The following is a 20438-nucleotide window of genomic DNA, read 5'->3' as shown; positions in this document are numbered from 1 at the left end:
GAGCACGGAGCCGCCGTACGACGGGACAGATCACGACGTACGACCCCACGCAGCTGACGACTCCAGGGGCGCCCTGTCCGGATCCACAAGAAGCCAGGCAACAATGGGGGTATGAGCGACAGTCCAACGCCTCTCGCCGATCCGCATCTGGTCTTCGACCCGGTGACGGATGACGGCCCCCGGGACATCGTCGTCCTGGGCTCGACGGGATCCATCGGCACCCAGGCCGTCGACCTGGTCCTGCGCCATCCCGACCGCTTCCGCGTGACCGCACTGTCCGCCGCCGGCGGCCGGGTCGGGCTGCTCGCCGAGCAGGCCAGACGGCTGCGCGTGCGCACCGTCGCGGTCGCCCGCGAGGACGTGCTGCCCGCGCTGCGCGAGGCGCTCGCCGACCAGTACGGCACCGGCGAACCGCTCCCCGAGATCCTCGCCGGACCGGACGCCGCCACCCAGGTCGCCGCATCGGACTGCCACACCGTCCTCAACGGCATCACCGGCTCCATCGGCCTCGCGCCCACCCTGGCCGCCCTGGAAGCGGGCCGCACCCTCGCCCTGGCCAACAAGGAGTCGCTGATCGTCGGCGGCCCGCTGGTCAAGGCCATCGCCAAGCCCGGCCAGATCATCCCCGTCGACTCCGAGCACGCCGCGCTCTTCCAGGCCCTGGCCTCCGGCACCCGCGCCGACGTCCGCAAGCTCGTCGTCACCGCCTCCGGCGGCCCCTTCCGCGGCCGTACGAAGGACCAGCTCGCCGACGTCACCCCCGAGGACGCGCTCGCCCACCCGACCTGGGCGATGGGCCCGGTGATCACCGTCAACAGCTCGACGCTGGTCAACAAGGGCCTGGAGGTCATCGAGGCCCACCTCCTGTACGACATCCCCTTCGACCGCATCGAAGTCGTCGTGCATCCGCAGTCCTACGTCCACTCGATGGTCGAGTTCACCGACGGCTCCACGCTCGCCCAGGCCACCCCGCCGGACATGCGCGGCCCCATCGCCATCGGCATCGGCTGGCCCGAGCGGGTCCCGGACGCGGCCCCCGCCTTCGACTGGACCAAGGCCTCCAGCTGGGAGTTCTTCCCCCTTGACGACGAGGCCTTCCCGGCCGTGCGGCTTGCCCGGCACGTCGGCGAGCTCGGCGGCACCGCGCCCGCCGTGTTCAACGCCGCCAACGAGGAGTGCGTGGACGCGTTCCTGAACGGGAAGCTGCCCTACCTCGGCATCATGGAGACCGTCACCCAGGTCGTCGCCGAGCACGGCACCCCGCGTACGGGAACCTCGCTCACCGTCGCCGACGTCCTCGAAGCGGATGCCTGGGCGCGCACCCGGGCCCGTGAACTGTCCGCCAAGGCGACCGCGGAGGCTCGTGCATGACGACCCTGATGATGATCCTCGGCATAGTGGTCTTCGTGATCGGGCTGCTCTTCTCGATCGCCTGGCACGAGCTGGGACATCTGTCGACGGCCAAGCTCTTCGGCATCCGCGTGCCGCAGTACATGGTCGGCTTCGGCCCGACGATCTTCTCGCGCAAGAAGGGCGAGACCGAATACGGCATCAAGGCCATCCCGCTCGGCGGCTACATCCGCATGATCGGGATGTTCCCGCCGGGCCCGGACGGCCGCATGGAGGCCCGCTCCACCTCGCCCTGGCGCGGCATGATCGAGGACGCCCGCTCGGCCGCCTTCGAGGAGCTCCAGCCCGGCGACGAGAAGCGGCTCTTCTACACGCGCAAGCCGTGGAAGCGCGTCATCGTGATGTTCGCCGGTCCGTTCATGAACCTGATCCTGGCCGTCGCGATCTTCCTCGGCGTCCTGATGACCTTCGGCTGGAACGAGCAGACCACCACGGTCAGCAAGGTCTCCGACTGCGTCATCGCCCAGACCGAGAACCGCTCGACCTGTGAGAAGGGCGACCAGCCCGCCCCCGCCAAGGCCGCAGGCCTCGAACCCGGCGACACCATCGTGGCGGTCAACGGCAGGCCGATCTCCGACTGGTCCACGCTGCAGACCACGATCCGGGACACCACGGGCCCCGCCACGATCACCGTCGAGCGCGACGGCGTACGCAAGCACCTCAAGGCCGACCTGATCGAGAACAAGGTCAGCAAGACCGACGGCGAGGGCGGCTACGTCGAGGGCGAGTACGTCACCGCCGGCTTCCTCGGCTTCACCCCGGCCTCCGGCATCGTCGAGCAGTCCTTCGGCGAGTCCGTGGTCCGTATGGGCGACATGATGGAGAACGGCGTCGAGTCCCTGATCGCCCTGCCCTCCAAGGTCCCCGACCTGTGGGACGCGGCCTTCGGCGACGGCGAGCGCAAGCAGGACTCCCCGATGGGCGTGGTCGGCGCGGCCCGCGTCGGCGGCGAGGTGTTCACCCTGGACATCCCGCCGGAGAACCAGATCGCGATGATGCTGTTCCTCGTCGCGGGCTTCAACCTCTCCCTGTTCCTGTTCAACATGCTCCCGCTGCTGCCCCTGGACGGCGGCCACATCGCGGGCGCCGTGTGGGAGTCCGTGCGGCGCGGCTTCGCCAAGGTGCTCAGGCGGCCCGACCCGGGCCCGTTCGACGTCGCGAAGCTGATGCCCGTCGCCTATGTGGTGGCCGGGATCTTCGTCTGCTTCACCATCCTGGTGCTGATCGCCGACGTCGTTAACCCGGTCAGAATCTCCTGACCACACCCGGTTCACGGCGGCCGTCCACACTGCGTGGGCGGCCGCCGTCACCGGTTCGGAGCCCCGGTGCGATGTGCTTACGGCGCACGGTTTGGCGTAATCTCGACAGCTGGAGCCCGCCGAGCCCGGGGCACAGACGCTCCGCCTCGGCCCACCTGATCCACACCTTGGGGTTGCACAGCAGATGACTGCTATTTCTCTGGGAATGCCGTCCGTACCGACCAAGCTCGCCGAGCGGCGCAAGTCCCGGCAGATCCAGGTCGGAACGGTCGCGGTCGGCGGCGACGCCCCGGTGTCGGTCCAGTCGATGACCACCACCCGCACGTCGGACATCGGCGCCACCCTCCAGCAGATCGCCGAACTGACCGCTTCCGGCTGCCAGATCGTCCGTGTGGCCTGCCCCACGCAGGACGACGCCGACGCCCTGTCCGTGATCGCGAAGAAGTCGCAGATCCCGGTCATCGCGGACATCCACTTCCAGCCGAAGTACGTCTTCGCCGCCATCGACGCCGGCTGCGCCGCGGTCCGCGTCAACCCGGGCAACATCAAGCAGTTCGACGACAAGGTCAAGGAGATCGCCCGCGCCGCGAACGACGCGGGCACCCCGATCCGCATCGGCGTCAACGCGGGCTCCCTCGACGCCCGGCTCCTCGCCAAGTACGGCAAGGCCACCCCCGAGGCGCTCGTCGAGTCCGCCCTCTGGGAGGCCTCGCTCTTCGAGGAGCACGGCTTCCGCGACATCAAGATCTCGGTCAAGCACAACGACCCGGTCGTGATGGTCAACGCCTACCGCCAGCTCGCCGCCCAGTGCGACTACCCGCTGCACCTCGGCGTCACCGAGGCAGGACCCGCCTTCCAGGGCACCATCAAGTCGGCCGTCGCGTTCGGCGCGCTGCTCTCCGAGGGCATCGGCGACACCATCCGCGTCTCCCTGTCGGCCCCGCCGGTCGAGGAGATCAAGGTCGGCAACCAGATCCTGGAGTCCCTCAACCTCAAGCCGCGCCGCCTGGAGATCGTCTCCTGCCCCTCCTGCGGCCGCGCCCAGGTCGACGTCTACAAGCTCGCCGAAGAGGTCACCGCCGGCCTCGACGGCATGGAGGTCCCGCTGCGCGTCGCCGTCATGGGCTGCGTCGTCAACGGCCCGGGCGAGGCCCGCGAGGCCGACCTCGGCGTCGCCTCCGGCAACGGCAAGGGCCAGATCTTCGTCAAGGGCGAGGTCATCAAGACCGTCCCCGAGTCGAAGATCGTCGAGACCCTCATCGAAGAGGCGATGAAGATCGCCGAACAGATGGAGAAGGACGGCGTGCTGTCCGGCGAGCCCCAGATCTCGGTCGCGGGCTGACCGGCATTCGCACCCGAGCCCTGTCCCGATCGCTCACCGGGACGGGGCTCAGGCATGCCGGGTACAGTGCGGGGATCGGCAGACTGTACGGCTTTACGGTGAGGCCCTCGCACACGTGTTGACCCAGACCACCACCAGGGTGCTCGACCCCGCAGACCTGGACGCCGCCCTGGCCGTCCTCGGGCGCGAGCCGGTCAACAACGCCTTCGTCACCTCCCGCGTCCACGTCGCCGGCCTCGACCCCTGGCGCCTCGGCGGCGAGATGTGGGGCTGGTACGCCGACGGCAGGCTCCGCTCCCTCTGCTACGCCGGGGCCAACCTCGTCCCGATCTGCGCCGGGCCCGAAGCCGTCCGCGCCTTCTCCGAGCGCGCCCGCCGCTCCGGCCGCCGCTGCTCCTCGATCGTCGGCCCCGCCGAGTCCACCGCCCGGCTCTGGCAGCTCCTCGAACCGCACTGGGGCCCGGCCCGCGAGATCCGCCGCCACCAGCCCCTCATGGTCACCGACCGGCCCCCCGAGAACATCACCCCCGACCCGTACGTCCGCCGCATCCGCAAGGACGAGATGGACGTGATCATGCCGGCGTGCGTGGCCATGTTCACCGAGGAGGTCGGCGTCTCCCCGCTCGCCGGGGACGGCGGCCTCATCTACCAGGCCCGGGTCGCCGAACTCGTCGGCGCCGGACGCTCGTTCGCCCGCCTCGACCCCGCCACCGGCCAGGTGGTCTTCAAGGCCGAGATCGGCGCCGCCACCCCCGAGGCCTGCCAGATCCAGGGCGTCTGGGTGGCCCCCGAACACCGCGGCCAGGGCCTCTCCGTGACCGGCATGGCCGCCGTCGTCCGCTACGCCCTGACGGACTTCGCCCCCGTGGTCAGCCTGTACGTCAACGACTTCAACACCGCGGCCCGAGCCGCGTACCGCCACGTCGGCTTCACCGAGGTCGGCTCGTTCATGAGCGTGCTCTTCTGACTCCTCCGACCCTCTGGGGGAGCACCGCCGGGAGAAGTAGGGTTCCCGCATGACTGACGACGTCGTGATCGGGCCGCTCGACCTCGCCGCCCAGGTGGACGATGCCCTCGCCGTGCAGGCCCTCGCCTTCGGACTCGACGACGACGAGATCGCCGTACGCCGCCAGATCGTCCTGCGCCACGTCACCTACCCCGGCGCCCTCGCCCTCGGTGCCACCACCCCCGAGGGCCGCCTCGTCGGCTTCGTCTACGGCATGCCCAACGACCGCGCCCACTGGTGGTCCAGCGTCGTCGAGCCCTATCTGCGCGCCCAAAGCATCGACTTCTGGCTCGACGACTCCTTCGTCATCACCGAGCTGCACGTCCACCCGCGCCACCAGGACCGCGGCATCGGGCGCACCCTCATCACCACGATCACCGACGCTGCCGCCCAGCCCCGCTCGATCCTCTCCGCGATCGACACGGACAGCCCGGCCCGCGCCCTCTACCGCTCCCTCGGCTACACCGACCTCGCCCGGAACGTCGTCTTCCCCAGCGCCCCCAGGCCGTACGCGGTGATGGGCGCCCCCCTTCCGCTGCGCCGCCGCTGACCCGGAAATCCGGGGCCTCGCGCGAAACGGATTTCCGAACCCGTACCCGCCCCGGCTAACCTCCAGAGCATTCGACGCTTTCCCCAGCAGGAGATCACCATGGCAGCCCAGGTCCAGCGCATGTCCCGATTGATGGTCAAGACACTGCGCGACGACCCGGCGGACGCCGAGGTCCTCAGCCACAAGCTGCTCGTCCGGGGCGGCTTCGTGCGCCGCACCGCCGCTGGCGTCTGGTCCTGGCTGCCGCTCGGCAAGAAGGTCCTCGCCAACGTCGAGCGCATCGTCCGCGAGGAGATGGACGCCATCGGCGCCCAGGAGGTCCTGCTCCCCGCCCTCCTGCCCAGGGAGCCCTACGAGGCGACCGGCCGCTGGGAGGAGTACGGCGCCGAGCTGTTCCGCCTCAACGACCGCAAGGGCGGCGACTACCTCCTCGGCCCCACCCACGAGGAGATCTTCACTCTCCTCGTCAAGGACCAGTGCACGTCCTACAAGGACCTGCCGGTGATCCTCTACCAGATCCAGACCAAGTACCGCGACGAGGCCCGCCCCCGCGCCGGCATCCTGCGCGGCCGCGAGTTCACGATGAAGGACTCGTACTCCTTCGACACCGCCGACGAGGGCCTCGCCGAGTCGTACGCGCTGCACCGCGCCGCCTACCAGCGGATCTTCGAGCGCCTCGGCCTCGACTACCGCATCTGCGCCGCCACCGCGGGCGCCATGGGCGGCTCCAAGTCCGAGGAGTTCCTCGCCCCGGCCGCCGCCGGCGAGGACACCTTCGCCGACTGCCCGGCCTGCGACTACGCGGCCAACACCGAGGCCGTCTCCGTCGAGCTGAAGCCGGTCGACGGCTCCGCCGTGCCCGCTCTCGAGGAGGTGCCCACGCCGGACACCCCGACCATCGAGACGCTCGCCGCCTACATGCAGGTCCCGGCCTCCGCGACGCTGAAGAACCTGCTCGTGAAGGTCGACGGCGAGATCATCGGCGTGGGCGTCCCCGGCGACCGCGAGGTCGACATGGGCAAGGTCGAGGCCCACTTCGCCCCGGCCGCCGTCGAGCTGGTCGGCCCCGAGGACTTCGAGGAGCGCGCCGACCTGGTCAAGGGCTATGTCGGTCCGCAGGGCCTGGAGAAGGTCACGTTCCTCGCCGACCCGCGCATCGCCCCCGGCACGGCCTGGATCACCGGCGCCAACAAGGACGGCGTGCACGCCAAGAACGTCGTCGCGGGCCGTGACTTCGAGGTCGACGAGTACGTCGACGTCGTGGTCGTCCAGGAGGGCGACCCCTGCCCCCACTGCGGCACCGGCCTCAAGCTGGACCGCGCCATCGAGATCGGCCACATCTTCCAGCTCGGCCGCAAGTACGCCGACGCCTTCCAGCTCGACGTCCTCGGCCAGAACGGCAAGCCCGTCCGCGTGACCATGGGCTCGTACGGCGTCGGCGTCTCCCGCGCCGTCGCCGCACTCGCCGAGCAGCACGCCGACGACAAGGGCCTGGTCTGGCCGAAGGAGGTCGCCCCGGCCGACGTGCACGTGGTCGCCGCCGGCAAGGCCGCCCAGACGGAACTCGCCCTCTCGGTCTCCGAGCAGCTCGCCGAGGCCGGCGTACGCGTCCTGGTCGACGACCGCGCGGGCGTCTCCCCGGGCGTGAAGTTCACCGACGCGGAACTCCTCGGCGTCCCCACGATCCTCGTCGCGGGCCGCCGCACGGCGGAAGGCGTCGTCGAACTGAAGGACCGCCGCACGGGCGAGCGCGAGGAACTGCCGGTGGCGGAGGCGATCGCGAAGATCGTCGGCTGACACACCTGAACATGCCGGAGGGGCTGATTTATCAGCCCCTCCGGTTTATCAGCCCCTCCGGCGCTTGAGATGGGGGTCCCCCCTGCTCGAGCGAAGCCGAGAGCTTGGGGGAGGGGTCTGGGGCGGAGCCCCAGTTTCGGGAAGGGGCGGGGCGGGGAGAAAGCCCGCCGCAGGCGCCCCCGCCGCACACGACCTACAACCAGGACGCGAACTCCAGCAGAACCTCCGCCTGCCCACGCCGCCCCGCCCGGAGGGCCTCCGTGCCGGAGGCGACCGCGCGGAACAGCGTCCAGCCCCGCACCCGCTCCCGGTCCACCTCCAGCGAATCCGCCAGCTTCGTCACCCGCCGCCGCGCCGTGGACGCCCCCGCGCTGGCCGCCACCAGATCGTCGAGCCGGTCGAGCACAAGCCCCGCAAGGTCGTACGCGCGCTCGCCCACGACCGGATGCGGACCCACCGCAAGCCACGGTGTGCGCTCGCCCGACAGCACCTTGCCCTGCCTGAACTCCCCGTGCAGGAGCAGTAGTTCGGCCTCCGAGGCGACCAGCTCCTCCCGCGCGGCGAGCGCCGCATCGACGAGCGGACGCATCGCCTCGTCCGGAGCCCGGACAGCCGCCGCCAGCCGCGCGGACCGCTCCGCGACCGTCTCGAAGGACCGCTCGGCGGGCGGCTCCACCCACAGCCGGCGCACCGTCCCCGCCGCCTCGAGGAGCGCCTTCGCCTCCGGCAGCGACCGCAGCGACACCTCGGAGTGCAGCCGCTCCATGAGCAGTGCGCCGTCGCCCTCCACCGGCCCCTGCAACAACCTGCAGGCTCCCCAGCCGTCCCAGCACGCCAGGGCCGCGGCCTCCGCCTCGGGGCGGGTGCCGGGCGCGGCGAGCTTCAACAGCGCGGGCGTACCGTCGGCCTGCCGCACCAGGGCCACCAGACTGGACCGGCCACCCGGAACGAGCAGCCGCTCGACGGTCAACTCCCGCCGCAGGACGGCCTGTTCGAGCAGTACGGGCAGCTCCGCCAGCCAAGCCCGTGCGGCGGCCGACTCCTCGTACGTCGCCTCGCCCAGCGCCTTGACGAGACGCTGCGGCGGTTCAAAAGCCATGGGCGACATACGCGCGTGAATCCTTCCGGCCTTGCGGACTGCTGGTACGGCTCGGCTCAGGTCTGCGGGGTCGCAGCCGCCGAGGCGGGCTCATGCCGCTCGGCGAGCCCAGGGAAGGCTACGCTCCCGCCGCGCCAGCGCACCGCCCGCACCGCTGCCTCGCGCAGCGCGTCCGCCGCCGCCCGGCGCCGCTCGCCCTCCGTGGCCCGTACGACGTCCGCGTACACCCCGGCCACCCGGTCCTCCAGCTGCGCCGCGAGGCGGGCCGCCGCGGGGGAGTCCGGCACCGGGAACGGCAGGGCGTACGCCGCCTCCGCCTGCGCGGGCGCGGCGCCCAAGTCCCTTACGGTGCGCTGCAGTTCGTCGCGGCGGGCCCGGTGCCCGTCGTACGCCGAGCGGGCCTCGTCCCTGCGGCCCTCGCGGATGCGGCCGCCGACCACGCCGTAGCCGTACACCGCCGCGTGCTCCGCGCGCAGGGCCGCCTGGTACGCCTCGATGCGCCGCTCGGTGTTCCCGGAACTCATCGGCCCGCCTCGCTCAGCAGATACGCGTGCGCGTCCCCGGCGGCCGCCACGGAGGCGAACAGCCTGGCCTGCTCGCCGGGAACACCCGTCAGCGCGGTTCGCCGGCCGTCCGCCAACTGCCGTTCGGCGTCGGCGAGTTGGACCAGCGCCCCCTTCTCGTCGGCGGGCACCTCGGGTGCCTTCTTCGCCGGTGAGGACGGGCCCGAGGGCGCGGCCGACTGCGACTCGGCCGAGCCGCCGAAGGCCTTCGCGTGCTCGGCGACCTCGGTGCGCAGCGGGCGCAGCCGGTCGGCGAGCGCGGGGTGGGCGGCGATCACGGCGTCGTATCGATTCAGCAACTCGGCGCTGTCCTCGGCCGCCCGCGCGCGGGCCTGTTCGGTGGCGGCCGACCGCTTGCCGGACGCGTCGGAACCGCCGTCCGAACAGCCCGCCAGGAGCACGGTGCCGACAGCCGACACGAGCAGGGCCCTGCGCCCCGGATCAAGCGGAATCGGCCGGTCACTCCCGGCGCGCGACGGCAAGGTGAAGGGCACGGCAGACGTCCTCATGAGGCTCGTACGGCAGAAGAGAAGGTGTTCCGCGTCCAGCGGGCACGCCCGCGATCACCGTACCGTCGGACCCACCCGGTGGACGGCAACACCCTGTGCGACCGGATACGCTTTGACCGACACGCAGACCTGAACGGCAACCACAACAGCACACGCGGCCGAGGAGTCACCCGGATGAGCACCACCCAGAGCGAGAGGCTGCGGGACCTGCTTGAACCGCTCGTCACCTCCAAGGAACTGGATCTCGAAGAGATCACCGTGACCCCGGCCGGCAAGCGCCGTGTGCTGCGTGTCGTCGTGGATGCGGACTCCGGTGTCTCGCTCGACACCTGCGCCGAGCTGAGCCGGGAGCTCTCCGAGAAGCTCGACGACGCGGACGCCATGGGTGACAGCGAGTACGTCCTCGAGGTGACGTCCCCCGGAGCCGACCGCCCGCTTACCCAACACCGCCACTACGTCCGTGCCGTGGACCGCCTGGTGAAGTTCCAGCTGACCGAAGAGGCCGGTGGCGGCGAGCTGACCGCCCGCATCCTGAAGGTCGACGACGAGGGCCTCGACCTGGAGGTGCCCGGCGTGAAGGGCCGCAAGCCCACCGCCCGGCGCCTGGAATTCGCGGACATCGCCAAGGCGCGCGTGGAGATCGAGTTCAACCGCAAGAACAAGAACGAAGAGGAGGCGTAGCCGTGGACATCGACATGAGTGCCCTGCGGGGTCTGGTCCGTGAGAAGGAGATCTCCTTCGACCTGCTTGTCGAGGCGATCGAGTCGGCCCTCCTCATCGCCTACCACCGCACCGACGGCAGCTTCCGCCGCGCGCGCGTGAAGCTGGACCGCGACAGCGGCCATGTGACGGTGTGGGCGACGGAGGACCCGGCGGACCTCGAAGAGGGCCAGGAGCCCAAGGAGTTCGACGACACCCCGTCCGACTTCGGCCGGATCGCCGCGACCACCGCCAAGCAGGTCATCCTGCAGCGCCTGCGGGACGCCGAGGACGACGCGACACTGGGCGAGTACGCCGGCCGCGAGGGCGACATCGTCACCGGCGTCGTCCAGCAGGGCCGCGACCCGAAGAACGTCCTGGTCGACATCGGCAAGCTCGAGGCGATCCTGCCGGTGCAGGAGCAGGTCCCGGGCGAGACGTACGAGCACGGCATGCGCCTGCGGTCGTACGTGGTGCGCGCCGTCAAGGGCGTACGCGGTCCGTCGGTGACTCTTTCGCGTACGCATCCGAACCTGGTGAAGAAGCTGTTCTCGCTGGAGGTCCCGGAGATCGCGGACGGTTCGGTGGAGATTTCGGCCATCGCGCGCGAGGCCGGCCACCGCACCAAGATCGCGGTCCGCTCGACGCGTTCCGGTCTGAACGCCAAGGGTGCCTGCATCGGCCCGATGGGCGGCCGTGTGCGCAATGTCATGGCCGAGCTGAACGGCGAGAAGATCGACATCGTCGACTGGTCCGACGACCCGGCCGACATGGTGGCCAACGCCCTGTCCCCGGCCCGGGTCAGCAAGGTCGAGATCGTGGACCTCGCCGCCCGCTCCGCGCGGGTGACCGTGCCGGACTACCAGCTGTCGCTCGCCATCGGCAAGGAGGGCCAGAACGCCCGCCTCGCCGCCCGCCTCACCGGCTGGCGCATCGACATCCGCCCGGACACCGAGCAGCCGCAGCAGGACCAGGGCTGAGTCCGTTCCGGAATACGTGGCGTACGCCTGGTGATGGCTGGATCACGCCGGGTTTCGCCGAGATCAAGACGACAGCCGTTCGATTTCTCCCCCAAAGGGGTGAGGTCGGTGCGGGGAGGTAGACTTAAGCGTGTCTGGCCGGACGCATGCCGGAGCATGCCCTGAGCGAACCTGTGTGGGATGTCGGGAGCGGGCGGCCAAGACCGATCTGTTGCGGATCGTTATGGCCGCGGGCGAAGGCGCCGAGGACTCCGGAAAAGGAGTCCGCCTGGTTCCCGACCCTCGCGGTACGCTGCCCGGCCGGGGTTCGTACGTACACCCCGCCCTGGTCTGTCTGGACATGGCGGTCCGCCGCCGAGCGTTCCTCAGGGCGTACCGCGTCCGTGGTCCGCTCGACACCACGGATCTCAGCCGGTATGTCGAGCAGGCGCAACCGTAAGAACTTCACCGCACGGAACCGCCGTGCAGTGCTGGTACCTCGCGAGTTGGAAGTAGGTCGAGATTGCGATGAGCACTCGATGAGTACGCGATGAGTACGCCCATGAAGTAGCGACGGTCCGGCGGTAACCCGGACCTAAAAGGAGCGAAGTGGCTAAGGTCCGGGTATACGAACTCGCCAAGGAGTTCGGGGTAGAGAGCAAGGTCGTCATGGCCAAGCTCCAAGAACTCGGTGAATTCGTCCGTTCGGCGTCTTCGACGATCGAGGCGCCCGTTGTTCGAAAGCTGACTGACGCGCTGCAGTCCGGCTCCGGTGCAGGCGGCGGCAAGTCCGCCAAGCCCGCCGCGCCGCGCAAGGCCGCACCAGCGAAGCCGTCGGCACCGTCCCCCGCGCAGGCCGCGAAGCCTGCCGCACCCAAGCCCGCGCCGGCCCCCAAGCCGGCCGCGGCCGAGAAGCCCGCGGCGCCCGCAGCGCCGAGTCCGGGTCCGCGTCCCACGCCTGGTCCGAAGCCCGCGGCGGCGCCCAAGCCCGCCCCGGCGGCCCCGGCGCAGCCCGAGTTCAGCGCGCCCCCGGCCGCTGCGCAGGGCCCCAAGCCCGGCGGCGGTGAGCGTCAGGCTCCGCGTCCCGGCGCCCCCAAGCCCGGTGGCCGTCCGGCCCCCGGTCAGGGTGGTCAGTCCCGTCCCGGTGGCGAGCGTGCCCCGCGCCCCGGTGGCGAGCGCGCCCCGCGTCCCGGTGGTCGTCCCGCCGGTCCGCGTCCGGGCAACAACCCCTTCACCTCTGGTGGTTCCACCGGTATGGCGCGCCCCTCGGCGCCCCGTCCCGGCGGCGCCCCGCGTCCTGGTGGCCCCGGTGCCCCGGGCGGCCCGCGTCCGCAGGGTCAGGGCGGCGGCGGCCAGGGCGGTCCCCGTCCGCAGGGTCAGGGCGCCGGTCGTCCGACTCCGGGCGGCATGCCTCGTCCGCAGGGTCAGGGCGGCGGCGCCGCGGGCCCGCGTCCCGGCGGCGGTAACCGTCCGAACCCGGGCATGATGCCGCAGCGTCCCGCTGCCGGCCCGCGTCCCGGTGGTGGCCCCGGCGGTGGCCGTGGTCCCGGTGGCGGCGGTCGTCCCGGTGGCGGTGGCGGCGGCGGTCGTCCCGGTTTCGCCGGTCGTCCCGGCGGTCCCGGTGGCGGTGGCGGCGGTTTCGCCGGTCGTCCCGGTGGCGGCGGTGGCGGCGGCGGTCGTCCCGGCGGCTTCGGTGGCGGCGGTGGCCGTCCCGGCTTCGGCGGTCGTCCCGGTGGTCCCGGTGGCCGTGGTGGCACGCAGGGCGCCTTCGGTCGTCCCGGCGGTCCCGCGCGTCGCGGTCGCAAGTCGAAGCGGCAGAGGCGCCAGGAGTACGAGGCCATGCAGGCCCCGTCGGTCGGCGGCGTGATGCTGCCTCGCGGCAACGGCGAAGTCGTTCGCCTGTCGCGCGGTGCCTCCCTCACCGACTTCGCGGAGAAGATCAACGCCAACCCGGCGTCGCTCGTAGCCGTGATGATGAACCTCGGCGAGATGGTCACGGCCACCCAGTCGGTGACCGACGAGACGCTGACCATGCTCGGCGAAGAGATGAACTACTCGGTTCAGATCGTCAGCCCCGAGGAGGAGGACCGCGAGCTGCTCGAGTCCTTCGACCTGGAGTGGGGCGAGGACGAGGGTGGCGACGAGGCCCTGGTCTCGCGTCCGCCGGTAGTGACCGTCATGGGTCACGTCGACCACGGTAAGACCCGACTCCTCGACGCGATCCGCAAGACGAACGTCGTCGCGGGCGAGGCCGGTGGCATCACCCAGCACATCGGTGCCTACCAGGTCGCGACCGAGGTCAACGGCGACGACCGTCGCATCACCTTCATCGACACCCCCGGTCACGAGGCGTTCACCGCCATGCGTGCCCGTGGTGCCAAGTCGACCGACATCGCGATCCTCGTGGTGGCGGCCAACGACGGTGTGATGCCGCAGACGATCGAAGCCCTGAACCACGCCAAGGCGGCCGACGTGCCGATCGTGGTCGCGGTCAACAAGATCGACGTCGAGGGTGCCGACCCGACCAAGGTGCGCGGTCAGCTGACCGAGTACGGCCTCGTGGCCGAGGAGTACGGCGGCGACACCATGTTCGTCGACATCTCCGCCAAGCAGGGCGAGAACATCGACTCCCTGCTCGAGGCCGTCGTCCTCACCGCCGACGCCTCGCTCGACCTGCGGGCCAACCCGGAGCAGGACGCGCAGGGCATCGCGATCGAGGCGCACCTCGACAAGGGCCGCGGTGCGGTCGCGACCGTCCTGGTCCAGCGAGGCACGCTGCGCGTCGGCGACACCCTCGTCGCCGGTGACGCGTACGGCCGAGTCCGCGCGATGCTCGACGACAAGGGCGAGAACGTCGAGGTCGCTGAGCCGTCGACGCCGGTCCTGGTCCTGGGTCTCACCAACGTCCCGGGCGCGGGTGACAACTTCCTGGTCGTCGACGAGGACCGTACGGCCCGTCAGATCGCCGAGAAGCGTGCCGCCCGTGAGCGCAACGCCGCGTTCGCCAAGCGCACCCGCCGGGTGTCCCTCGAGGACCTCGACCAGGTGCTCAAGGCCGGCCTGGTGCAGGACCTCAACATCATCATCAAGGGCGACGCGTCCGGTTCGGTGGAGGCCCTCGAGGCCTCGCTGCTCCAGCTCGACGTCGGCGAAGAGGTCGACATCCGCATCCTGCACCGCGGTGTGGGTGCGGTCACCGAGTCGGACATCGACCTGGCGATGGGCTCCGACGCCATCGTGATCGGCTTCAACGTGCGCGCCGCAGGGCGTGCCGCGCAGATGGCCGAGCGCGAGGGTGTGGACGTCCGGTACTACTCGGTCATCTACCAGGCGATCGAGGAGATCGAAGCGGCCCTCAAGGGCATGCTCAAGCCGGAGTACGAAGAGGTCGAGCTGGGCACGGCGGAGATCCGCGAGATCTTCCGCTCGTCCAAGCTGGGCAACATCGCCGGTGTCCTGGTCCGCTCCGGAGAGGTCAAGCGCAACACCAAGGCGCGCCTCCTCCGCGACGGCAAGGTCATCGCCGAGAGCCTCAACATCTCCGGTCTGCGCCGCTTCAAGGACGACGTCACCGAGATCCGCGAAGGCTTCGAGGGCGGTATCAACCTCGGAAACTTCAACGACATCAAGATCGACGACGTCATCGCGACGTACGAGATGCGAGAGAAGCCGCGCGGCTGATCGAGCAACGAGCCGGGGCCGGTCGACGGGAGAATTTCCGTCGATCGGCCCCGGCCGTTCCGTGTACGGTTTGGATGTCCCTGCCAAGAGTTGCAGGGCCCTCCATCCCGTACCGGCGGGTCATCCGGACAACACATGTATGTGGGGACTCTGTCCTTCGATCTGCTCCTCGGCGACGTACGGTCCCTGAAGGAGAAGCGTTCCGTGGTCCGCCCCATCGTCGCCGAGCTGCACCGGAAATTCGCTGTGAGTGTGGCGGAGGTCGGCGAGCAGGATCTCTACCGCAGGGCCGAGATCGGAGTGGCGATGGTGTCGGGGGACACGGGGCATCTGTCGGACGTACTGGACCGGTGCGAGCGGTTGATGGCCGCCCGGCCCGAAGTGGAGCTGCTGTCGGTGCGTCGGCGGCTGCACGGCGACGACGACTGACGCAGACGCACCGTTGGCACGTAGGAAAAGCAAGGAAAAAGGGAGACGGACCAGTGGCCGACAACGCGCGGGCGAAGAAGCTGGCGGACCTCATCCGAGAGGTGGTCGCCGAGAAGCTGCAGCGCGGAATCAAGGACCCGCGCCTCGGTTCGCATGTGACGATCACCGACACCCGGGTCACCGGTGACCTGCGGGAGGCGACCGTCTTCTACACGGTCTACGGCGACGACGAGGAGCGGGAGAACGCGGCCCGCGGCCTGGACAGCGCCAAGGGCGTGCTGCGCAGCGCGGTGGGCGCGGCGGCCGGGGTGAAGTTCACCCCGACCCTGACGTTCGTCGCGGACGCGCTGCCGGAGAACGCGAAGACCATCGAGGACCTCCTCGACAAGGCACGCGCCTCCGACCAGGCGGTGCGTGACGCGTCCTCGGGCGCCGCGTACGCCGGTGAGGCGGATCCGTACCGCAAGCCGGGCGAGGACGACGAGGACGAGGCGGGCGACGCCTCCGCATGAGCAAGCAGAACAGCGGAACCACGCCGGACGGCCTGATCGTCGTCGACAAGCCGTCCGGTTTCACCTCGCACGACGTCGTCGCCAAGATGCGCGGCATCGCCAGGACCCGCCGGGTCGGGCACGCCGGCACGCTGGACCCGATGGCGACGGGCGTTCTCGTGCTCGGCGTGCAGCGGGCCACGAAGCTCCTCGGCCACCTCGCGCTGACCGAGAAGGAGTACCTGGGCACGATCCGGCTCGGCCAGAACACCGTCACCGACGACGCCGAGGGCGAGATCATCTCGTCCACCGACGCGTCCCAGGTGAAGCGGGACGCCATCGACGCCGCGATCGCCCAGCAGACCGGCGACATCATGCAGGTCCCGTCGAAGGTCAGCGCCATCAAGATCGACGGCAAGCGGTCCTACAAGCGGGCCCGCGAGGGCGAGGACTTCGAGATCCCGGCACGTCCGGTGAAGGTCTCGTCGTTCGCGGTGTACGACGTGCGGGACGCGGTCGCCGAGGACGGTACGGCGGTGCTCGACCTGGTCGTCTCCGTGGTGTGCTCCTCGGGTACGTACATCCGCGCGCTGGCCCGTGACATCGGCGCCGAGCTGGGCGTCGGCGGTCACCTGACGGCGCTGCGGCGCACGCGGGTCGGCCCGTACAAGCTGGAGGCGGCGCGCACCATCGACCAGCTCCAGGAGGAGTTGACGGTGATGCCGGTCGCCGAGGCCGCGGCGGCCGCGTTCCCGCGCTGGGACGTCGACGCCAAGCGGGCGCGGCTGCTCCTGAACGGGGTGCGGCTCGAACTGCCCGACGAGTACGGCTCGCAAGCGCCGGTCGCCGTGTTCGATCCGGACGGGCGGTTCGTCGCGCTCGTCGAGGGGCAGGGCGGGAAGGCGAAGAGTCTGGCCGTGTTCGGCTGAGGCTGAGCGATCAGGTGGGGCGGGTCCGGTTTCCGGGCCCGCCCTTCGTCGTGCCCTTCGTTGTGCCCGTCGTTGTCCCTGGGGGATCACTCCAACGAGTAGGCGCGCGGGGTGAATACGGGGTGCGTGAGGGGCGCATCCGGTTGATCGCCTGCGCCGCTGATCACGCTCGACCTACGGTCGGAACGCGGCTCTGGGGAGGTTCGAGGCAATGGCGGCACAGGACTCCCGGTCCGGCTGTGAGCAAGGGCTGGTCCGGATCTGCGACCTGGCCGGGCGGCCCAGGGGGGCGGGGTTCGCGGCGGACGAGCTGGGGACGGTGATCACCAGCCACGAGGCGGTCGACGGCCAGGACCAGCTTGTCCTCTACGCGCCCGACGGCCACAGCCGCGTCGTCGACGCCGGGCAGGTCGTACCGCTGCCCGAGGCGGGTCTCGCGCTCGTCCGCACGCAGGGGCTCGACGTACGGCCGCTGCCGGTGACCGTGCGGGAGACGGTCGCGACCGGGGCGTACGTGACGATCGCGGCGCGCGGCTGGCGGCAGGCGCGGGTGCTCGGCAGCGGGGCGCGGGTGACGTACACGACGCGGGACCGGCGCCATCTGCTGCCCGGCGCGCTGGAGTTGGCGGTCGGCACGGACGGCAGCGATGCGCTGCGGGCCGGCGGGGGAGCGGCCGGTGGGCCCGTCGTCGACGCGGAGACGGGAGCCGTGCTCGCGGTGCTCGGCACGGCGCTGCTCCCGGAGGCGTACGGCTTCGGGGAGTACGGCTTCGGGGGCACGGGGGATGCCGTGATGCTCCGGGCGCCCGGGTTCGCGGTGCCGCTGCGGCGGGCGGCGGCCGCGGATCCGGGCGGTCCGCTCGCCGAGCTGCTCGTGCGCAACGCGGCGACGGTGCCCGCGTACGGGGCGGATCTCAATCTCGCCGGGGTGCTGCAGCTGACGGCCACCTCGGTCGGGTCCGACGGGCCGCGCGAGGAGGAGCGGATCGTCGAACGGCCCGATGCGGAGGCGGAGTTCACGCGTTTCCTGGCGGGCCCGGGGCCGTCCGTGCTCGCGCTGGTCGGGGCGCCGGGCAGCGGGCGTACGACGGAGCTCGCCGCCCTCGCCCGGCGGCGCGCGCGGGGCGCCGAACCCGCCCCCACGCTGTGGCTGCGCGGCGCGGGCCTGTGGGCGGACGACGCGTCGGTGGCGGACGCGGTGGCGCGGGCCCTCAAGGACGCGGGACGGATCGTGGCGGCTTCCGGGGAGGGCGTGCGGGGCGGCGGCAGGTCCGGGCAGGGGCGGGCGCTCGGGGACATCTCGGCGGACCGGGTGACCCGGCTCGTACGGGACGCGGGACGGCCCCTGCTCGTCCTGCTCGACTCCCCGGAGGAGATGCCGCCCGTCCTCGCCCACCGGCTCGCCGAGTGGACGACCGGCAGCGCGGACTGGCTGCGCAGCACGGGCACCCGCCTGGTCGTGGCCTGCCGCAGCGAGTACTGGGAGCAGGCGGGGTGGCTGTTTCCGGAGGGGGAGCTGTACGGGGCCGGGTCGGGCGGCGCGGCTGTCGGGCGGGGTGTGGTCGGGGAGTTGGGGGCGGGGGCGGCGGGGCCCGGGCCCGAGGGGCACGCCGGGGCTTCGGGCCGGTCGGCGTTCGCGGAGCGGGCGGTGTGGGTGGACCCGTCGGGGGCGGCGCGGGCCGCGGGGTCGGTGGAGGGGCGTACCCGCCGTGGCGAGGGGGCGACGGGGCTGCCGCCCTGTGTGCCGCTCGGGCCGCTCGATGCCGCGCAGGCCGCGCGGGCTCGGGAGGGGTACGGGCTTCCGGACGGGGCCGTGTCGGAGGGGGACGCCGGGCATCCGCTGGCGCTGCGGCTGCTTGCCGAGGTGCGGGCGGCCGTGGCGGGGGAGCCGGAGGGGCGGCCGGGACGGGAGGAGATCCTCGGCGCGTATCTCGATCTGCTGTGTCTCCGGGTCGCCGTGCGGGTGGCCGCCCCCCACCGCGTACGCGGGACGGCCGTACGGCGGCTCGCCGCGCAGGTCGCCGGGCGGGTGCACGACGCGGCACGGCGGTGTCTCGGGCCGGGGCAGGGGGAGCTGGACCGGGCGTCGTTCGAGGCGGTCTTCCCGTGGTCCAGCGGGTTCGCCTCGGCCGTGCTCACCGAAGGGCTGCTCGTGCCGGCCGGGGGCGGCTACCGGTTCGCGCACGAGGAGCTGGCCGACTGGATCCAGGGCGCGCACCTCGACCTCGACGGCGCGCTGCACTCGCTCGTGCACCGGTGGCGGGGCGCAGGGGGCGGCGGGGACGGGCGGCCGCTGCCCGTGCCCCGGCACCGGATCGGGCCCGTCGTGGAGGCGCTGCTGCTGCTCGGGCGCCAGCAGAGCAGTGCCCAACTCGGCGCCCGTCTGGTCGAGTTGGCGGAGGCGCTCGACGAGGTCACGGACCGTACGGCGGCGCGGGCACCGGCCGGGGGACGGGGCGGCGCGCGGGCCACGAGCCGGCAGCGGACCGACGCCGGCTGGTGGGCCGTGCACCTGCTGTCCGACGTACTGCTGCGGGTGCCGGACGCCCGGCCGTACCTCGGTGTGCTGCGGCTGCTCGCCGAGCGGATCGCGCGGCGCGGCACCACGGGTGAGGCGCTGTGCGACGGGTTCGAGGTGTTCGCGCCCGCGTTCTGGCGGCGGCTCGCGCTGCCCGACGCGGACCGGATGGACCTGCTGCGCCGCCTCGTCGTAGCCGACCCGGAGTCCGGCACCGAGGGCGGCGGCGAACGCTTCCTGGACGCCGTCGGGGCGTGGCTGCGGGACGCGCCCGGCACCGTACAGCCGCTGCTCACACGGTGGTTCACGGACGAGCGGGCGCTGCACGCCGCGCCGGACGCCACCGTCGCGCGCGCCGCGCAGGCGCTCCTGCACACCCACCGGCACCGCTCCCTCGACGGGCTCACCGAGGCCCTCGCCGACTGCTCGCACCGGCGCGGCGACGAATTGCTGGCCGCGCTCGCCGAGGAGGAGCCGTCGGCGGTCTGCCGGGCCGTGGACCGCTGGGCGCAGGACGCGCGTGCGGACCGGCGGGTCGCGGCGGCCGCGTGCGCGCTGCGGACCGCGCCGCACGTACGGGCCGAGGCCGACCGCGCCCTGCTGCGGTACGCGGCCCTCGCCCTGCTCGCCCGGCCTGCCGACTGCGCGCTGCACGGCGCGGCTCTCGCGCTGCTGGTCCGCGACCCGGAGACCCGCGACCGGCATCTGCCGCTCGCGCTGCGCCGGTTCGCGGCGGGGGATCCGCAGCTGTCGGCGAGCGCGCTGGCCGTCGCGGTCGGTACGCATCCGGAGGCCGTGCTCGGCGCGTTCCGGGAGCGGCTGCGGGAGCCGGGGCCGGTGGCCGTGGATGTACTGAGGGCGCTGGCCGAGATGCCGGATCTCGGGCTCTCGGGGCGGATCGCCGAGCTTGTGCGGGAGTTTCTGGAGGTGCGGCCGGAGGGGGTGGATGAGGTGCGGGCGGCGCTTCCGGAGTACGTTCCGCACCGTCGGCTGGGCGCGCCCAGCTGAGCCTTTCCTCAAACGCCGGAGGGGCTGAAATTCAGCCCCTCCGGCGTTTGAGGAGGCCCGTCCGGCGAGGACTTCGGGAAGGGGCGGGGCGGGGAGAAAACCGGGCCGCGTGCCTGAACGGCAGCCGATGCGAGCCCCCGCGGCACGGCATGGCACTCTTAGACCTGCGCAATCAACAGGACGTAATCG

Annotated in this window: 17 protein-coding genes; 14 read left to right on the top strand and 3 right to left on the bottom strand. The window is 71.9% G+C overall.

The genetic code is table 11. From position 1 onward, the window contains the following. Positions 1-111: 111 nt before the first annotated feature. The 6 genes from dxr to RCO28_RS31880 all read left to right on the top strand — a co-directional run bounded on the left by dxr (position 112) and on the right by RCO28_RS31880 (position 7364). A complete protein-coding gene (gene dxr, locus RCO28_RS31905) occupies positions 112-1371 on the top strand; it encodes a 1-deoxy-D-xylulose-5-phosphate reductoisomerase (RefSeq protein ID WP_308944808.1) in 1260 nt (419 codons plus the stop codon). Then, entirely contained in the window at positions 1368-2669 is a 1302-nt protein-coding gene (locus tag RCO28_RS31900) for a site-2 protease family protein (RefSeq protein WP_308944807.1), read from the top strand. Before dxr ends, RCO28_RS31900 begins: the two co-directional genes overlap by 4 nt. 184 nt (positions 2670-2853) lie before the next feature. Further along, entirely contained in the window at positions 2854-4011 is a 1158-nt protein-coding gene (gene ispG, locus RCO28_RS31895; protein WP_308944806.1) for a flavodoxin-dependent (E)-4-hydroxy-3-methylbut-2-enyl-diphosphate synthase, read from the top strand. A 115-nt stretch (positions 4012-4126) separates the two neighbouring features. Then, positions 4127-4978, top strand: coding sequence for a GNAT family N-acetyltransferase (locus RCO28_RS31890; protein WP_308944805.1), 852 nt, complete (start codon positions 4127-4129; stop codon positions 4976-4978). A 49-nt stretch (positions 4979-5027) separates the two neighbouring features. Next, a complete protein-coding gene (locus tag RCO28_RS31885; RefSeq protein ID WP_308944804.1) occupies positions 5028-5567 on the top strand; it encodes a GNAT family N-acetyltransferase in 540 nt (179 codons plus the stop codon). A gap of 99 nt (positions 5568-5666) precedes the next feature. Then, positions 5667-7364 (top strand): proline--tRNA ligase, encoded by a 1698-nt coding sequence (locus tag RCO28_RS31880; RefSeq protein ID WP_308944803.1) that lies wholly within the window; start codon positions 5667-5669, stop codon positions 7362-7364. A 193-nt stretch (positions 7365-7557) separates the two neighbouring features. Here RCO28_RS31880 and RCO28_RS31875 read toward each other — a convergent pair whose 3' ends face one another. From RCO28_RS31875 to RCO28_RS31865, 3 genes are read right to left on the bottom strand one after another with little or no spacing between them, the layout of a single operon-like run. Then, positions 7558-8463, bottom strand: coding sequence for an aminoglycoside phosphotransferase family protein (locus tag RCO28_RS31875; protein WP_308944848.1), 906 nt, complete (start codon positions 8461-8463; stop codon positions 7558-7560). Between the two features lie 56 nt (positions 8464-8519). Next, positions 8520-8987 (bottom strand): ferritin-like domain-containing protein, encoded by a 468-nt coding sequence (locus RCO28_RS31870; protein WP_308944802.1) that lies wholly within the window; start codon positions 8985-8987, stop codon positions 8520-8522. After that, positions 8984-9520, bottom strand: a complete 537-nt coding sequence (locus RCO28_RS31865) for a hypothetical protein (protein WP_308944801.1) — start codon at positions 9518-9520, stop codon at positions 8984-8986. The genes RCO28_RS31870 and RCO28_RS31865 overlap by 4 nt, the downstream gene beginning before the upstream one ends. A 189-nt stretch (positions 9521-9709) precedes the next feature. Here RCO28_RS31865 and rimP point away from each other — a divergent pair, with 189 nt between their 5' ends. From rimP to RCO28_RS31825, 8 genes are all read left to right on the top strand, one after another. Continuing rightward, positions 9710-10216 carry a ribosome maturation factor RimP gene (gene rimP, locus RCO28_RS31860; RefSeq protein WP_308944800.1) on the top strand — a complete coding sequence of 169 codons (507 nt, stop codon included), beginning with the start codon at positions 9710-9712 and terminating at the stop codon, positions 10214-10216. 2 nt (positions 10217-10218) lie between these two features. Beyond that, positions 10219-11214, top strand: a complete 996-nt coding sequence (gene nusA, locus RCO28_RS31855) for a transcription termination factor NusA (RefSeq protein WP_308944799.1) — start codon at positions 10219-10221, stop codon at positions 11212-11214. A 130-nt stretch (positions 11215-11344) separates the two neighbouring features. Further along, positions 11345-11653: a YlxR family protein gene (locus RCO28_RS31850; RefSeq protein ID WP_308944798.1), complete on the top strand. Its 309-nt coding sequence runs from the start codon at positions 11345-11347 to the stop codon at positions 11651-11653. Between the two features lie 149 nt (positions 11654-11802). Next, positions 11803-14874, top strand: coding sequence for a translation initiation factor IF-2 (infB, locus tag RCO28_RS31845; RefSeq protein WP_308944797.1), 3072 nt, complete (start codon positions 11803-11805; stop codon positions 14872-14874). A gap of 135 nt (positions 14875-15009) precedes the next feature. Beyond that, positions 15010-15303, top strand: coding sequence for a DUF503 domain-containing protein (locus RCO28_RS31840; protein WP_282514792.1), 294 nt, complete (start codon positions 15010-15012; stop codon positions 15301-15303). A gap of 53 nt (positions 15304-15356) precedes the next feature. Beyond that, the gene (gene rbfA, locus RCO28_RS31835; RefSeq protein ID WP_308944796.1) at positions 15357-15815 is read left to right on the top strand and encodes a 30S ribosome-binding factor RbfA; all 459 of its coding nucleotides are present in this window, start codon (positions 15357-15359) and stop codon (positions 15813-15815) included. Next, positions 15812-16723 (top strand): tRNA pseudouridine(55) synthase TruB, encoded by a 912-nt coding sequence (gene truB / locus RCO28_RS31830; protein WP_308944795.1) that lies wholly within the window; start codon positions 15812-15814, stop codon positions 16721-16723. Before rbfA ends, truB begins: the two co-directional genes overlap by 4 nt. Positions 16724-16934: 211 nt before the next feature. Next, positions 16935-20249, top strand: a complete 3315-nt coding sequence (locus RCO28_RS31825) for a serine protease (protein WP_308944794.1) — start codon at positions 16935-16937, stop codon at positions 20247-20249. The last annotated feature ends 189 nt before the right edge of the window (positions 20250-20438 follow it).

Source organism: Streptomyces sp. LHD-70, assembly GCF_031157275.1.
Taxonomy (GTDB): Bacteria; Actinomycetota; Actinomycetes; order Streptomycetales; family Streptomycetaceae; genus Streptomyces.
Note: the sequence above shows the minus strand (reverse complement) of the source record. Positions and strands in the feature narration are given on the sequence as shown.

What these genes read in the sequence shown, in the direction of transcription:
- dxr (WP_308944808.1), top strand. Translation starts at nt 112, where the DNA reads ATGAGCGACAGTCCAACGCCTCTCGCCGATCCGCATCTGGTCTTCGAC.
- RCO28_RS31900 (WP_308944807.1), top strand. Translation starts at nt 1,368, where the DNA reads ATGACGACCCTGATGATGATCCTCGGCATAGTGGTCTTCGTGATCGGG.
- ispG (WP_308944806.1), top strand. Translation starts at nt 2,854, where the DNA reads ATGACTGCTATTTCTCTGGGAATGCCGTCCGTACCGACCAAGCTCGCC.
- RCO28_RS31885 (WP_308944804.1), top strand. Translation starts at nt 5,028, where the DNA reads ATGACTGACGACGTCGTGATCGGGCCGCTCGACCTCGCCGCCCAGGTG.
- RCO28_RS31880 (WP_308944803.1), top strand. Translation starts at nt 5,667, where the DNA reads ATGGCAGCCCAGGTCCAGCGCATGTCCCGATTGATGGTCAAGACACTG.
- RCO28_RS31875 (WP_308944848.1), bottom strand. Translation starts at nt 8,463, where the DNA reads ATGGCTTTTGAACCGCCGCAGCGTCTCGTCAAGGCGCTGGGCGAGGCG.
- RCO28_RS31870 (WP_308944802.1), bottom strand. Translation starts at nt 8,987, where the DNA reads ATGAGTTCCGGGAACACCGAGCGGCGCATCGAGGCGTACCAGGCGGCC.
- rimP (WP_308944800.1), top strand. Translation starts at nt 9,710, where the DNA reads ATGAGCACCACCCAGAGCGAGAGGCTGCGGGACCTGCTTGAACCGCTC.
- RCO28_RS31840 (WP_282514792.1), top strand. Translation starts at nt 15,010, where the DNA reads ATGTATGTGGGGACTCTGTCCTTCGATCTGCTCCTCGGCGACGTACGG.
- truB (WP_308944795.1), top strand. Translation starts at nt 15,812, where the DNA reads ATGAGCAAGCAGAACAGCGGAACCACGCCGGACGGCCTGATCGTCGTC.
- RCO28_RS31825 (WP_308944794.1), top strand. Translation starts at nt 16,935, where the DNA reads ATGGCGGCACAGGACTCCCGGTCCGGCTGTGAGCAAGGGCTGGTCCGG.